Annotated in this window: 13 protein-coding genes and 1 pseudogene; 3 read left to right on the top strand and 11 right to left on the bottom strand. The window is 59.2% G+C overall.

Annotation, left to right across the window (positions count from 1 at the left end; all coding sequences use genetic code 11):
- Nucleotides 1–30: 30 nt before the first annotated feature.
- From Q6A47_RS17785 to Q6A47_RS17755, 7 genes are all read right to left on the bottom strand, one after another.
- Nucleotides 31–396, bottom strand: coding sequence for a Na+/H+ antiporter subunit G (locus Q6A47_RS17785; protein ID WP_029612721.1), 366 nt, complete (start codon nucleotides 394–396; stop codon nucleotides 31–33).
- A complete protein-coding gene (locus Q6A47_RS17780) occupies nucleotides 393–671 on the bottom strand; it encodes a K+/H+ antiporter subunit F (RefSeq protein ID WP_029612720.1) in 279 nt (92 codons plus the stop codon). Before Q6A47_RS17780 ends, Q6A47_RS17785 begins: the two co-directional genes overlap by 4 nt.
- Nucleotides 668–1,156: a Na+/H+ antiporter subunit E gene (locus Q6A47_RS17775; RefSeq protein ID WP_304484963.1), complete on the bottom strand. Its 489-nt coding sequence runs from the start codon at nucleotides 1,154–1,156 to the stop codon at nucleotides 668–670. The genes Q6A47_RS17780 and Q6A47_RS17775 overlap by 4 nt, the downstream gene beginning before the upstream one ends.
- Nucleotides 1,153–2,829 carry a monovalent cation/H+ antiporter subunit D gene (locus Q6A47_RS17770; RefSeq protein WP_304484962.1) on the bottom strand — a complete coding sequence of 559 codons (1,677 nt, stop codon included), beginning with the start codon at nucleotides 2,827–2,829 and terminating at the stop codon, nucleotides 1,153–1,155. Before Q6A47_RS17770 ends, Q6A47_RS17775 begins: the two co-directional genes overlap by 4 nt.
- On the bottom strand, nucleotides 2,826–3,170 hold the full coding sequence (locus tag Q6A47_RS17765; protein ID WP_029612715.1) for a Na+/H+ antiporter subunit C: 345 nt from the start codon (nucleotides 3,168–3,170) through the stop codon (nucleotides 2,826–2,828). The genes Q6A47_RS17770 and Q6A47_RS17765 overlap by 4 nt, the downstream gene beginning before the upstream one ends.
- Nucleotides 3,170–6,082: a monovalent cation/H+ antiporter subunit A gene (locus Q6A47_RS17760; protein ID WP_304484961.1), complete on the bottom strand. Its 2,913-nt coding sequence runs from the start codon at nucleotides 6,080–6,082 to the stop codon at nucleotides 3,170–3,172. Before Q6A47_RS17760 ends, Q6A47_RS17765 begins: the two co-directional genes overlap by 1 nt.
- A gap of 151 nt (nucleotides 6,083–6,233) precedes the next feature.
- A complete protein-coding gene (locus Q6A47_RS17755) occupies nucleotides 6,234–7,187 on the bottom strand; it encodes a DMT family transporter (protein WP_039576775.1) in 954 nt (317 codons plus the stop codon).
- A gap of 83 nt (nucleotides 7,188–7,270) precedes the next feature.
- On the opposite strand from Q6A47_RS17755, the gene Q6A47_RS17750 reads away from it, so the two are divergent.
- On the top strand, nucleotides 7,271–7,834 hold the full coding sequence (locus tag Q6A47_RS17750; RefSeq protein ID WP_029612711.1) for a helix-turn-helix domain-containing protein: 564 nt from the start codon (nucleotides 7,271–7,273) through the stop codon (nucleotides 7,832–7,834).
- Between the two features lie 10 nt (nucleotides 7,835–7,844).
- Here Q6A47_RS17750 and Q6A47_RS17745 read toward each other — a convergent pair whose 3' ends face one another.
- The gene (locus Q6A47_RS17745) at nucleotides 7,845–8,396 is read right to left on the bottom strand and encodes a cysteine hydrolase family protein (protein ID WP_304484960.1); all 552 of its coding nucleotides are present in this window, start codon (nucleotides 8,394–8,396) and stop codon (nucleotides 7,845–7,847) included.
- An 84-nt stretch (nucleotides 8,397–8,480) separates the two neighbouring features.
- Here Q6A47_RS17745 and Q6A47_RS17740 point away from each other — a divergent pair, with 84 nt between their 5' ends.
- Nucleotides 8,481–9,464 (top strand): GlxA family transcriptional regulator, encoded by a 984-nt coding sequence (locus tag Q6A47_RS17740; RefSeq protein ID WP_304485013.1) that lies wholly within the window; start codon nucleotides 8,481–8,483, stop codon nucleotides 9,462–9,464.
- Nucleotides 9,465–9,583: 119 nt separating this feature from the next.
- Nucleotides 9,584–11,392 (top strand): aminopeptidase P family protein, encoded by a 1,809-nt coding sequence (locus Q6A47_RS17735; RefSeq protein WP_304484959.1) that lies wholly within the window; start codon nucleotides 9,584–9,586, stop codon nucleotides 11,390–11,392.
- Between the two features lie 36 nt (nucleotides 11,393–11,428).
- Here Q6A47_RS17735 and Q6A47_RS17730 read toward each other — a convergent pair whose 3' ends face one another.
- The 3 genes and pseudogenes from Q6A47_RS17730 to Q6A47_RS17720 form a co-directional block, all read right to left on the bottom strand.
- On the bottom strand, nucleotides 11,429–11,710 hold the full coding sequence (locus Q6A47_RS17730; RefSeq protein ID WP_029612706.1) for a hypothetical protein: 282 nt from the start codon (nucleotides 11,708–11,710) through the stop codon (nucleotides 11,429–11,431).
- A 183-nt stretch (nucleotides 11,711–11,893) separates the two neighbouring features.
- A complete protein-coding gene (gene rhtA / locus Q6A47_RS17725) occupies nucleotides 11,894–12,781 on the bottom strand; it encodes a threonine/homoserine exporter RhtA (protein WP_304485012.1) in 888 nt (295 codons plus the stop codon).
- Between the two features lie 404 nt (nucleotides 12,782–13,185).
- Nucleotides 13,186–13,472, bottom strand: a pseudogene (locus Q6A47_RS17720) (hypothetical protein); the annotation flags it as partial.

Below are 13,472 nucleotides of genomic sequence, written 5' to 3'. Positions count from 1 at the left end.
AGCTCATCAATGAGCATTGGGTATGCGTGCTCAGTGGCTGCGATTGCTGCCGCTGCTGACCTCTTCAGGCACCGCATCGCCCGCCATGCGCTTGCGGAACAATGCTGCCCGCGCCAGCAACAATGTCGTCACCGGTACAGTGATTGACAGTACGATGGGGATTAACCAGGCGTGCAGTACGGGCCCGTGCTTGAGCTCGGAGAAGTACAGGATCGATGCCAGGCTCACGCACCAGGCACCAAGAGTCGACGCCAGTGCCGGTGGGTGCATACGTTGAAAGTAGTCTTTGAGTCGCACCAGCCCGATTGCCCCGAGCAAGGCGAACAGACTGCCCGTCAGTAGCAGTGCGGCGGTGACCAACTCTAGCCAGAATGGCAACTCAACGGTCTGGATCATTCGATCACCTCCCCGCGTAGCAGAAACTTGGCCAGGGCGAATGACCCGACGAAGCCAAACAGTGCGATCAGCATGGCGCCTTCGAAGTAGGTGTCACTGCCATATCGGATGCCCAACACCAACATCATCAGCATCGCCAGGATGTACAGGTAGTCCAGCGCCAGCACTCGGTCTTGTGCCGAGGGGCCGCGAAACACCCTGATCAATGCCAGCGCCATGGCGATGACGAAGATGAACAGGCTGGCGAGGATGGCATTGGCAAGTAGGCCAGTCATTCGAAGATCTCCATCAGCGGACGTTCGTAAGTGTGTTTGAAATGCGCGATGAAGGTCTCTTCGTCGTCAAGGTCAAACACATGTAGCAACAGCACGCTGCGGTCCAGGGCCAACTCCGACCAGACTGTTCCAGGAACCACCGTGGTTATCATCGACAAGGCGGCCAACCCGTGAGCATCGCGAAGTGCCAAAGGGATATGCACGAACGACGAGCGAGGAGGATGGTTGCGCGCCCGTAGCACGCCCCAGGCCACCTGCAGGTTCGATAAAATCACGTCCAGGCCGACGCGAGCGATTAGGCGGATGACCGTCCAGGGGCGGCGCACGTGTGCATGCTGGGGGCGCAGCGGCGCCATTAGCAGGGGCGCAAGAATACCTAGCGCTGCAGCAAGCAGCAGATTGCCGGGACTGATCGAAATGTTCAGGGCCAGCCACAGTACGAACAGCGAAAGGGACAGCAGCGGGGCGGGGAATAGTCGCTTCATGGCTGTACCTGCGAGAGCGTGGTCGGGCCGGGCAGGGTGCGCGTCGACAAGACTGCCTGGATGTAGGTATCCGGGGCCTGCAGGCCAGCGGCGGTATCCTGCGTATACCGCAGTAGGGGCTCGGCCTGGACGCTGATTAGGATGCACAAGCCCAGCAATAGCACGATCGGCATACATTCGTAGCGACGCAGCAGAGGAGAGGCCGGCTCTTCGGGTTTCCAGAACCGTTGGATACCGACTCGGCCGAAGGCGATCAACGACGCCATCCCGGAGAGCAAGAGTAATGCCACCAGGCACCAGCCCGCCGCCGACAATGGCTGTTCTGGCGCAGCGCCAAGGCCCAGTGGGTTGAACAGCGCACTGATCAGATTGAGCTTTCCGATGAAGCCAGACAGTGGCGGCATACCAATGATCAGCAGCGCACAGGCGATAAAGCTCAGACCGAGGAAGGCCATGGTCCACGGGATGATCTGTCCGATGACGGCTTTCTGCTCATCGTCCAAGTTGATGCCCTTGGGCGGATGCAGAGACTCGAGCAGGGGGGGGATGGCATCTTCCTCGTCATCCAGGGGCGCCTCGTTGGCCGAGCGCGAACGCTCAATCAGTTCGGCGAGCAGGAACAAGGCGCACAGTGCAAGAGTGGAACTGACCAGATAGAACAACGCTGCGCCAGTGAGAACCGGCTGGCCGAAGCCGACCGCTGCCAACAGAGTGCCGGCCGAGACCAGAATGCTGAGTGCCGCCAAGCGCTCCAGACGCTGCGCAGCCAGAATGGAGACCACTGCCACAGCCAGGGTTACCAATCCTCCATAGACCAGCCATTGCCCACCAAAGTGTGCCGAGGCGCCGGCCTGTTCGGAGAACAGCAGTGTCCACAAGCGCAGTAAGGCATACAGTCCAACCTTGGTCATGATAGCGAACAGCGCCGCCACCGGTGCGCTGGCCGAGGCATAGGCCGGCACCAGCCAGAAATTCAACGGCCAGACCCCGGCCTTGACCAAGAAGGCCATGGCCAAGATCGCAGCACCGGCGTGTAGCAGGCCGCGATCGGCCTCGGCCACCAGAGGAACTTTCAATGCCAGATCGGCCATGTTCAGCGTGCCGGTCACGCCGTAGAGCATGGCGGCCCCGACCAGGAACAGAGAAGAAGCGAACAAATTTATGGCGACGTAATGCAGGCCGGCCTTGACTCGAGCCCTGCCCGAGCCATGCAGCAACAGGCCGTAGGACGCCGCCAGCAGGACTTCGAAAAATACGAACAGGTTAAACAGATCGGCCGTGAGGAAGGCGCCGTACAGCCCCATCAGTTGGATCTGGAACAGAGCGTGGAAGCTGGCCCCGGCAGCATCCCAACGGGCACGCGCGAACAGCAGTGCACTGACGCCGATCACTCCGGTGAGCGTCAGCATCAGCGCCGATAAATGATCGACTACCAGTACGATCCCAAACGGCGCTGGCCAGTTGCCCGGCAGGTACACGCCGATGGATTCGGCCTGCCCCTGATTTCGTACCCACAGCAGCAGCGTGATGGCGACCCCCAGGCCGATCAAGCTGGACAGCAGGTTGAGCCGGCCCTTGAACTGGCGGTGTTTCTCGCCGATCAGCAGCATGATCGCGGCAGTCACCAACGGCAGTAGAATGGGGGCTACGATCAATTGATTCATCCCACTCATTCCCCACGCTCCCGGCCGTCGACGTGGTCGGTACCTGTAAGACCCCGCGAGGCCAGGAGCACCACCAGAAACAAGGCCGTCATGGCGAAACTGATGACGATGGCGGTGAGTACCAGGGCCTGTGGTAGCGGATCGGTATAGTTCAGCAGATCCTGTGGCACGCCATCCTTGATGATCGGTTCCTTACCGATGAACAGGCTGCCCATGCTGAAGATGAACAGGTTCACGCCATAGGACAGCAAGCACAGCCCCATGATCACCTGATAGGTGCGTGGACGCAGTACCAGCCACACACCGGAGGCAGTCAGTACGCCGATTGCGACTGCGATGACTTCTTCCATCAGGCGGCTCCTGCTTGGCTGGATTTCTGGTTGCCCGGGCGGTAGGCGCGTACCGACTGGTGCGCCAGAGCAGTGAGGATCAGGAGGGTCGAGCCGACCACCACTGTGTACACGCCGACGTCGAAGAACAGGGCGCTGGCCACGTGGATATCTCCAAGCAAAGGCAGGTGCAGGTGCGCGGTATGGGTGGTGAGGAATGGATAACCGAGGAACATGGCGCCGATACCGGTGAGAGTGGCGCACAGTAATCCGGTGCCCATCCAGCGCAGTGGACGCAGGCTCATCTGCGCTTCGACCCACTGGGTGCCGGCCACCATGTACTGAAGAATGAAGGCCACGGACATCACCAAACCAGCGACGAAGCCTCCTCCAGGTTGGTTGTGACCGCGCATGAACAGGTACATCGACACCAGGAGGGCGATGGGCAGCAGTAATCGCACCAGCACTGCTGGGACCATCATGAAGCCCAGCGCGGTATCGGCAACCTGTCGCGGGTTCACCAGGTCGGTGACCAGGTCCGGGGCCAGGTGGCGCTGCTGTGCTGGCAGTTGCATGCTTTCTTTTGGCGGGCGGAAGCGACGCAGCAGGGCGAAGACAGTCAGCGCGACGGCCACCAGTACGGTGATTTCGCCGAGGGTGTCGAAACCGCGGAAATCGACCAGCATCACATTGACGACATTGGTGCCTCCGCCTTCTGGCAAGGCGCGACTGAGGTAGAACGAAGAAATGTTATTGGGGGTGGCACGCGTCAGCATTGCATACGACAGCAGCGCCATGCCGCCACCGACCAGGACCGCCAGCAGCAGATCGCGCAGACGTCGTACCCGCGCTCGCTCGCGGCTGCCGGGCAGTGGCGTGACGCCTTCGATCCTGCGTGGTAACCAGCGCAGGCCTAGCAGAATCAGAACGGTGGTCACGACTTCGACCACCAATTGGGTGAGCGCCAAGTCGGGTGCCGAGAACCAGACGAAGGTGATACAGGTCATCAGCCCGCACACGCTGACCATGATCAGTGCGGCCAGCCTGTGGTACTTGGCCTGCCAGGCGGCGCCGATCGCGCAGGCGATCGCGATCAGCCACATCACTACGAATACGCCGGAACCCGGGATCTTCGGCCGGTCGCCCCAGCTGATGCCGCTGTAGAGCATCGGTGATAGACCGGCAATGAACGCGGCTGCCACCAGCATGAACAGTTGTGTCTGCAGGCGGCGACTTGTCAACAGGGCCTCGGCGCGTCGGGCGATCAGCATCAGGCGTACCAGGCCATGTTCGAACAGGCGCTTGCCGTTGAAGCGTTCGATCAGCGGCGGGTAAGGGAAGCGGCCCCGGCGCAGTTGCTTACGCAGCAGCAGGTACAGCACCACACCGCCACACATGGCGATCAGGCTCATGATCATCGGTGCGTTCCAGCCATGCCAGATTGCCAAGCTGTACTCTGGCAGCGTTCCGCCCACCACCGGCAGCGCCGCAGCAGCCAGTAACGGGCCGACAGATTGGGCGGGAAAGATGCCGACTACCAGGCAGGTCAGCACCAACAGCTCGACCGGTGCACGCATCCAGCGTGGCGGCTCGTGCGGAGTATGTGGCAGGTCCTGCGCAGTGGGCCCGAAGAAAACGTCGACGGTGAAGCGCAACGCATAGGCCACACTGAAGGTTCCGGCCAGAGTCGCGATCACTGGCAAGGCTATTTCGACCCAGGCTGATGAGGTGATGAACACGGTTTCAGCGAAGAACATTTCCTTGGAAATGAAGCCGTTCATCAGCGGCACGCCTGCCATGGATGCGCTGGCGACCATGGCCAGAGTGGCGGTGTACGGCACCAGGCGGATCAGACCGCTGAGGCGTCGGATGTCTCGGGTGCCGCTTTCATGGTCGATGATGCCAGCGGCCATGAACAGCGATGCCTTGAATGTGGCGTGATTGAGTATATGGAAGACCGCTGCTACCGCTGCCAGCGGGCTGTTCAGTCCCAATAGCAAGGTGATCAGACCCAGGTGGCTGATGGTCGAATAGGCCAGCAAACCCTTGAGATCGTTCTGAAACATGGCGGCGAACGCACCGAGTAACAAAGTGCAGGCACCGGCACCGCCGACGATCCAGAACCATTCCTCGGTGCCTGCCAGTGTTGGCCAAAGCCGAGCCATCAGGAACACTCCTGCCTTGACCATGGTCGCGGAGTGCAGGTATGCCGAAACTGGCGTGGGCGCAGCCATTGCGTGCGGCAGCCAGAACTGGAAGGGGAATTGCGCACTTTTGCTCAAGGCGCCCAGGAGGATCAACGGTAGCAGCACCGGATAGAGCGCATGCTGGCGCACGGCATCGCCGGCAGCCAGTACCTTGTCCAGGTCGTAGCTGCCGACCACATGTCCGAGCAATAGCGCCCCGACCAGCAGGCAGAGCCCGCCTGCGCCGGTGACCATTAACGCCATGTAGGCGCCACGGCGGGCGTCGGCGCGGTGGTGCCAGTAGCCAATCAGCAGGAAGGAGAACAGGCTGGTGAGCTCCCAGAAGAACACCAGTTGAATAAGGTTGCCGGAAATGACCAAGCCGAGCATGGCACCCATGAAGGCCAGGAAGAAGGCAAAGAAGCGTGGCACCGGATCCTGGGGCGACATGTAGTAGCGCGCATACAGAGACACCAGGGTGCCGATGCCCAGCACCAGCAGCGAAAACAGCCAGGCAAAGCCGTCCATGCGCAGCACCAGGTTCAAGCCTAGGCTCGGCAACCACAGAAATTCTTCGCGAATCACGCCGCCATGCGCGACCTGCGGATACAGCAGCGCCACCTGGACAGTGCCGACCAGGGCTACGAGTCCGGCAAGGATGGACTCGGCATTACGCGCATTGTGCGGCAGGACGGCTGCCAGGCAACTGCCGATGAACGGCAGAAGCAATAGCACTATCAATGACATAGCGTTCTAATCTGCGAAGGTTGGTCAAGGATCATACGTGCGCAGGTGGTGGATCACCAACACGCAAGCTGTGGCAGAATCCTACAAAAGCGTGGTGACAAGCAGTTTTTTTATAACAGTTTTTTTCAGAGCATAGTCATTGGGCGAGAGTTCAACGCCCGCTCTCGCCTGCATTGTTCGGTGAGAGCGCCGAGGTATCGTCCGGCACGGTGCTCCTGCGCCGGACCTTCAGTTCGCTGATAACGACCGCTGTCACGATCAATGCGCCACCCAACAGCGCCAAGCCCGGTAGGCGTTCTCCGGCAAGACGACCGACAATCCCTGCCCAGACCGGCTCGCCGGCGTAGATCAAGGTAGCCCGGGTGGGCGATACCGACTTCTGCGCCCAATTCATCGCGACTTGGATGACTGCACTCATGGCGCCCAGGCCAATGGCGCTGATAAGCAGTAGCCAGGAAAAATCAGGCAAGCGCTCCTGAGTTGGAATAGTCATCAGAAATGACAGCACAGAAGCGGTCGCCAGTTGCACCACGGTCACTCGGCGCACGTCCACCTTACCGGCATAGCGGCTGATCAGGATGATTTCACCGGCGATCGCCACCGCGCTGATCAGCGTCACCAGTTCACCTTCGCTCATGTGCAAAGTGCCGCCCTCAGGGCCTGCCAACAACATCAGGCCAACGAAGGCCAAGACGATTCCGAGGCTGGGCATCAAGCCAGGCCGCCGCCCTAGTACCAGCCACTGCAGCAAGGGCACGAAAGGCACGTACAGCGCGGTGATGAAGGCTGACTGACTGCTGCTGATGCTTTGCAGGCCCATGGTTTGAAGTCCGTAACCGAGCATGATCGAGGCGCCAATCACTACCCCGGCTTTCAATTCGGTGAATGTCAGTCCTGGCAATGCGCGCATCGAGACCAGCCCGACGAACAGCGCCGCTGCGGCAAACCGCAGTCCGACGAAGTACATCGGCCCACTGACGCTCATGACGTTGTGGACGATCAGGAAGGTTCCGCCCCACAGCATGGTAATGAACACCAGCACCATCTCAGCTTTGCTCAGGCGGAAATAGATGTAAGGCCGTGGACGGCAGTTGGGCTGGCTCATGATCTTGCGCACTCGTGGAGGGCGGCGCACAATCGCCGCAAAGTGCGCAGTATACTGCGCAGCCCCTTCTGGTGAGCAATATAGTGCACAGAGATTCTTCCCACCGCGCTTCGGTGTTGCAATACGTCAGCCAGAACATCCGCCGCTTGCGCACTGAGCAACGCTATAGCCAGACTCTTTTGGCAGAGCGCTCGGGCGTCAGCCGACGGATGCTAGTGGCCATCGAAGCTGGCGAAAAGAATGTGAGCTTGACCACCCTTGACCTGATCGCCGAAGCCTTGGGCGTAGCGTTCAGTACGCTTATCCAGGCACCCGAACAGCGTGATTCGGCACGCATCAACCAACTGGCCTGGGCTGGGCAGCACCCCGAGAGTCGTGCTGTATTGCTGGGTAGCAGTTCGGCACGGCGTGAAGTGGAATTGTGGGAGTGGACCCTGGGGCCAGGCGAGTACTATGCCAGTGAGGCCGATGCTGAAGGCTGGAGTGAGCAGATCTATGTCTGCTCAGGTTGCCTGACCGTGGTGATCGAGGGGGGCGAAGTGCGCCTGCAAGCAGGCGACTTCTACATCTTCCAAAGCAATTGCCGTTATGCCTACCGTAACGACGGCGACCAACCCACTCGCTTCGTGCGCAACGTAGTGATTTGAGCGCAGTGCTTTACGCCTCGGCGAGCAGTGAGGCGGTGTCTTGTACGCGAGCGAACGCAAATGCCAGGGCGGCCATGGCTGCGCCATGCACTTGCTCAGCCGGTATGCTGTGCTCGGCGAAGGTAAGTCCTAGCGTTGCGCAGGCGTCGTGTGCCACTGTCACTTGGTATCCGTGGTCTGCTGCGGCGCGGGTGGCCGAGTCGATGCACATATGGCTCATGGCTCCGACAATGGTTATCGCCTTTACCGCCTGCTCATCCAGCACTTTCTTGAGCTCAGTGTCACGAAAGGCGTTGACCTGATGCTTGAGCACTACCACCTCATCGGCGGTGGGTAGCACCTTTACATGGATTTGCGCGCCGTGCGATCCAGGCGTGAAGAACGGCGCGTCAGCCGACTCGAACTCGTGGCGTACATGCACCACCAGGTCACCGCGTTCGCGAGCCTTGGTCAGCAGGCGCGCGGCGTTGTCGGCCGCCGCTTCGATGCCGTCCAAGGTCCATTTGCCGCCGGGGAAGTAATCGTTCTGGATATCGATGAGAATAAGGGCCTCTTTAGCCATGTCGGGAGTCTCCGGTGAAGTGTGCTGAGAGTGCGATGAGGTTAGCCCGAGATGGAGCCGGCCGGGATTGGCGCGACCGACAGATTGAAGGCAAAAACTGACATGGGGTCTGAAGTGGAAGTAGGCGTGTTGATCTACCCGGATGTGCAGATCGCGGCGGTACACGGCTTGACGGATCTGTTCGCAGTCGCCAACAGGGTGGCTGGAGAGATGGGCGATATTCAGTTGTCGAGGATCCGCGTCACTCACTGGCAGCTCGATGGCTTCGGCAGATTGGCCCCTGTGTATGACAGTCACCCGGGAGCGGGCCATGCGCTCAACGTGTTGGTGATCCCGCCCAGTCTTGGTGGCGCGCCTCCCTCGGAGCTGCTTGAGCGTCATTGTCCGCACCTGTGTGACTGGCACGGACGCGGTGCGGTGCTGGCCTCAGTATGCATTGGTGTGTTCTTCCTCGCCGCCAGCGGGGTGCTGGATCGGCGTCCGGCGAGCACTCACCAAAACTACGTGCACGCTTTGCTCGAGCGCTACCCCGAGGTCCGCGCTGACGCCAATGTGCCCCTACTGGACGACGGCGACGTCGTGACCTCGGCGGGCTTGATGGCTTGGACCGGGCTGGGACTGCGATTGCTCGAGCGTTTTCTTGGCGCCACGCTTGCCTTTGAGACTGCCCGCTACCTTTCGCTGGAGCCGCTGCCAAGCGCAGTCGCGGGAGCACTGTTCGTCCCTCGCCTGGACCATGGTGATGAGGCTGTGCTCAAAGTGCAGCATTGGTTGCAGGGCGGTGCGGTGCAACACGCAAGTGTGAGCAGCATGGCGGTATGCGCCGGTTTAGAGGAGCGCACCTTCCTTCGCCGATTCCGTGCTGCGACTGGATTACGTCCTACTCATTATTGTCAGCAGATCCGGGTGGGACGTGCTTGTCGCTTGTTGGAGTTTACCAGGCGTAACGTGGACCAGATCGCCTGGGAGGTGGGATACCAGGATCCTGGCGCGTTTCGCAAGGTGTTCCAGGCCGCCACAGGTTTTATACCCAGTGACTATCGACGACGTTTCGCCCCGACCGTTTGATCGAGCCGCGCTGGCATAACTGACGGCAGCACCGGCATCTGGCTCCGATTGCAGGACATGGCCTGCTGTTCCATTATCCAGCGTCTGAAACCGTCGACGATATTGCCGCAGGAGAGTGCATGAGCCGTTCCCCAACCCCCCAGGATTCCGTTCCTTCGCGTCTGGCACGTGTTCGTCGGGTGCTGGCCAGAGAAGGCGTCGATGCCTTGTTGGTGCCTTCTGCCGATCCTCATTTGTCGGAATACCTGCCTGAGCATTGGCAAGGCCGTCAGTGGCTTTCTGGATTTCAGGGGTCGGTGGGAACGCTGGTGGTCACGGCGGAGTTCGCCGGTCTATGGGTCGATAGCCGCTATTGGGAACAAGCCGCAGTGGAGCTGTCAGGCAGTGGCATCGAACTGATGAAGCTGCAGGGAGGTGGGCCCGGCGCACTCGATTGGCTGGGTGCGCATACCGTCAGTGGCGGGGTGGTTGCAGTCGATGGCGCGGTGATGTCCCTGACCTCCGCCCGTCAACTGGAAGAGCGTCTGAAAGTACGTCACGCGAAATTGCTCACCCATCTGGACGTGTTTGAAGAGGTGTGGAGTGCGCGTCCGGCGTTACCTGGCAATCGTGTCTATGAACACTTGGCGCCCTATGCCACGCGTGCGCGCGCTGACAAGCTCGCAGCGTTGCGCTGCACAATGGCCGAGAAGGATGCTGATTGGCATTTCATTGCCACCTTGGATGATATCGCTTGGCTGTTCAATCTGCGGGGTAGCGATGTTTCCTACAACCCGGTGTTTGTGGCGTTTGCCTTGATCGGTGGTGACCGAGCGACGCTTTTCGTTGCGCAGGAAAAAATCGATGCCAGCCTGCGTCAGACACTCGCTGCCGATGGTGTCGAGGTGCAGGATTACAGTGAAATCCATCGAGCACTGGCCGCGATCGAAACTGATCACCGTCTTTTGTTTGATCCGGCACGTGTGACCTGTGGTCTTCTGGCGTCTGTCGATGAACGCGTTACGTGGATCGAGAGCCTCAACCCGACGACTTTGAGTAAGTCGCGCAAAAGCGAGGCCGAACTGATGCATATCCGTAAGGTAATGGAACAGGATGGTGCAGCCTTGTGCGAGTTCTTCGCCTGGTTCGAAATGACTCTGGGACAGGAGGTCATCACCGAACTGTCGGTGGATGAGCACTTGAGTGCAGCGCGGGCGCGACGGCCTGACTTCGTCTCGTTGAGCTTCTCGACCATTGCTGCGTTCAATGCCAATGGCGCAATGCCGCACTATCGCGCGACTGCCCAGTCCCATGCGGTGATCGAGGGTGATGGCTTGCTGCTCATCGACTCGGGCGGACAGTACTTTGGGGGGACTACCGACATCACCCGCATGGTGCCGATCGGTACGCCCAGCGAGGCGCAGAAGACGGACTGTACGCGCGTGCTCAAAGGCATGATCGCACTATCACGCGCGAAGTTTCCGCGAGGGATTCTCTCGCCGATGCTCGACGCCATCGCCAGGGCACCGCTGTGGGTTGATCAAGTCGATTACGGGCATGGCACAGGGCATGGGGTAGGCTACTTCATGAATGTGCACGAGGGGCCGCAGGTGATTGCCTATCAAGCCTCCGCCAGTCCGCAGACAGCGATGCAGGAGGGCATGATCAGTTCCATCGAGCCGGGTACCTACAGGCCTGGTGAGTGGGGCGTACGGATCGAAAACCTGGTGGTCAATCGCGAAGCAGGGCGAAGTGTCTTCGGCGAGTTTCTGGCGTTCGAAACGTTGACCCTGTGCCCGATCGATACACGTTGCCTGATACCAGAGTTACTGGACGCTTCAGAACGGCATTGGCTCAATCAGTATCACCAGGCAGTGCGCCAGCGTCTTGCGCCTCTACTTGAGGGTGATGCCCTTGCGTGGCTGGAGCGCCGGACCCAGCCTCTATGAGAGAGTTGAAAGAAGGGCAGCGAACGCTGCCCTTCTTTACTTGCAGATCACGATCATGCTGCGACTGGTATAGCCGGCCGGATTGATTCCGAACACATAATCGCCAGGCTCCTCCTCACTGTCGCTGGAGCGAGCGATGACTTTGTACCCTTTGCTGCTGCAAGAGGCTTGAGCGTTGGCGTAGCACTTGTCCCAAGAGGAAGAGAGGCCCGAGCAATTGATGTGGATGCCTTTCTTTCCTCGTTTCACCTCGGTCTTGGCGGTAGCGGCGCACCCAGCAATGGCCACGATGGCCAGGATGAGAAAAATACGTTTCATTCCTGTCCTTATCAGGGCGTTTACAGGTGTAGGCCCTTTCAGTGGTGACTGCGTTCTTCCTGAAACTCCCTGCTTCCGTGCCCAGCTTAGTAGATCGTCTGAAAATGATGATTCTTCGACAGCTTAAACAGCCTGACAGACCGGTACAAGGCTGAAGAAGGTCCAATGAAAGTATTTCTCAGATCAATCGACTGCAACAGGTGGAGGGTTCTCCTTGCGCATGGAAAGGGTTGCGCCCACAGAGGCCGTGATGATCGCCAGAATTGCGAGCCATTGAGTCAAGCTCAGCACTTCACCGAGAAATAGCAATCCGGACAGCGCTCCGAAGACTGGCTCAATGCTCATCAAGGTGCCGAAGGTGCGAGCTGGCATGCGGGTGAGTGCGACCATCTCCAGGCTGTAGGGTAGGGCGGTAGAAAGCACCGCCACGCCCAGGGCTATCGGAATTAGCCCAGGTGTCAGCAAGGCGCTGCCTGCGTGTGCAATCCCAATGGGGGCGATGAACAGGGCTGCGATCAACACGCCAAGGGCTGCGGTCTGGATGCCATTTTCAGCGCCTGCGCGTTGCCCATATAAAATGTACAGCGCCCAGCACACGCCCGCCCCCAATGCGTACGCAGCGCCTGTGAGGTCTAAGGCAGCGCTAGTTTGTCCGGTCGGCATCAGCAAGAGCAAGCCGGCGATCGCCAACGCGATCCAGAGAAAATCGAGTGCGCGGCGCGAGGCGAAGATCGCTACCGCCAACGGTCCCGTGAATTCCAAGGCCACAGCGATGCCTAGCGGTACGCTACGCAGAGACATATAGAAGAGGAAGTTCATGCCGCCCAAGGCCAACCCGTAAATGATGACGCTGCGCAGAGTGCTAGCGTTGAGCTTGGCGCGCCATGGCCGCAGTAGGGCTAGCATGATGATGCTGGCAAAGATCAGGCGCAATGCTGTAGTGCCTTGGGCACCTACGATTGGAAACATGCTTTTAGCTAAGGAGGCGCCTGACTGGATCGAGGCCATGGCGATTAGCAGCAGGCCAATGGGGAAAAGCGTGGTGGCCAAGCCGCGGGAGGTATTGTTCATTGGGTAGGACAGTCCAGAAAGGAAGCGATTCAGTTGCGCACTATATTGCGCAATTGGTCGCTGGGTATGCAACTGGGTCATGGTTGGCTTGTCGGTGAGGCTTGATTTATAGGGCGCAGGGGGCGGCACTTGATGGCCTTGATTACCGTTGCACCAATCAACTATTTGAATTTATTTGAAATTAAGCCTTGACCGCTGTTCAGATCCCCTTATAATGCGCCCCACTTCCGCAGCAAACGGAATGCGAAACTCCTTGATAATCAACGAGTTAAGCGAGTTCGGTGTGGTGCGAAGGGCTTCGATCCTCGGGTTGAAAGCGGTGAAAAAGGCAGTTGACAGCATCGTTTGGTGCTGTATGATTCGCCTCCCGCTACGAGCGATCGCAGCGAGTCAAGTGTTTGAAGCTAAACGAGTTTCTCGGTAAAAACTTCAAAATAAACGCTTGACACGAAGTAAGGCTGCTGTAGAATGCGCGGCCTCGGTTGAGACGAAACGCTCTTAGCCAAACGCTCTTTAACAAATAGAATCAAGCAATTCGTGTGGGTGCTTGTGAGTACGGACTGATCGTCGCCTAGATTATCAGCATCACAAGTGGCCATGCGAGAAATCACATAGTCATTTGAGATTGCTGAGCCAAGTTTAGGGTTTCTTAAAAACCCAAGCAGTATTGAACTGAAGAGTTTGATCATGG

It is taken from the genome of Pseudomonas boreofloridensis, assembly GCF_030580795.1.
Lineage (GTDB): Bacteria > Pseudomonadota > Gammaproteobacteria > Pseudomonadales > Pseudomonadaceae > Aquipseudomonas > Aquipseudomonas boreofloridensis.
The sequence above is the reverse complement of the archived record's forward strand: the minus strand, read 5'-3'. Positions and strand labels throughout refer to the sequence as shown.

Excerpts from the sequence above, each read along its gene's own strand:
- Q6A47_RS17780 (WP_029612720.1), bottom strand. The coding sequence starts at position 671 with ATGACTGGCCTACTTGCCAATGCCATCCTCGCCAGCCTGTTCATCTTC.
- Q6A47_RS17730 (WP_029612706.1), bottom strand. The coding sequence starts at position 11,710 with ATGAAACGTATTTTTCTCATCCTGGCCATCGTGGCCATTGCTGGGTGC.
- Q6A47_RS17755 (WP_039576775.1), bottom strand. The coding sequence starts at position 7,187 with ATGAGCCAGCCCAACTGCCGTCCACGGCCTTACATCTATTTCCGCCTG.
- Q6A47_RS17785 (WP_029612721.1), bottom strand. The coding sequence starts at position 396 with ATGATCCAGACCGTTGAGTTGCCATTCTGGCTAGAGTTGGTCACCGCC.
- Q6A47_RS17765 (WP_029612715.1), bottom strand. The coding sequence starts at position 3,170 with ATGGAAGAAGTCATCGCAGTCGCAATCGGCGTACTGACTGCCTCCGGT.
- Q6A47_RS17770 (WP_304484962.1), bottom strand. The coding sequence starts at position 2,829 with ATGAGTGGGATGAATCAATTGATCGTAGCCCCCATTCTACTGCCGTTG.
- Q6A47_RS17760 (WP_304484961.1), bottom strand. The coding sequence starts at position 6,082 with ATGTCATTGATAGTGCTATTGCTTCTGCCGTTCATCGGCAGTTGCCTG.
- rhtA (WP_304485012.1), bottom strand. The coding sequence starts at position 12,781 with ATGAACAATACCTCCCGCGGCTTGGCCACCACGCTTTTCCCCATTGGC.
- Q6A47_RS17775 (WP_304484963.1), bottom strand. The coding sequence starts at position 1,156 with ATGAAGCGACTATTCCCCGCCCCGCTGCTGTCCCTTTCGCTGTTCGTA.
- Q6A47_RS17745 (WP_304484960.1), bottom strand. The coding sequence starts at position 8,396 with ATGGCTAAAGAGGCCCTTATTCTCATCGATATCCAGAACGATTACTTC.
- Q6A47_RS17735 (WP_304484959.1), top strand. The coding sequence starts at position 9,584 with ATGAGCCGTTCCCCAACCCCCCAGGATTCCGTTCCTTCGCGTCTGGCA.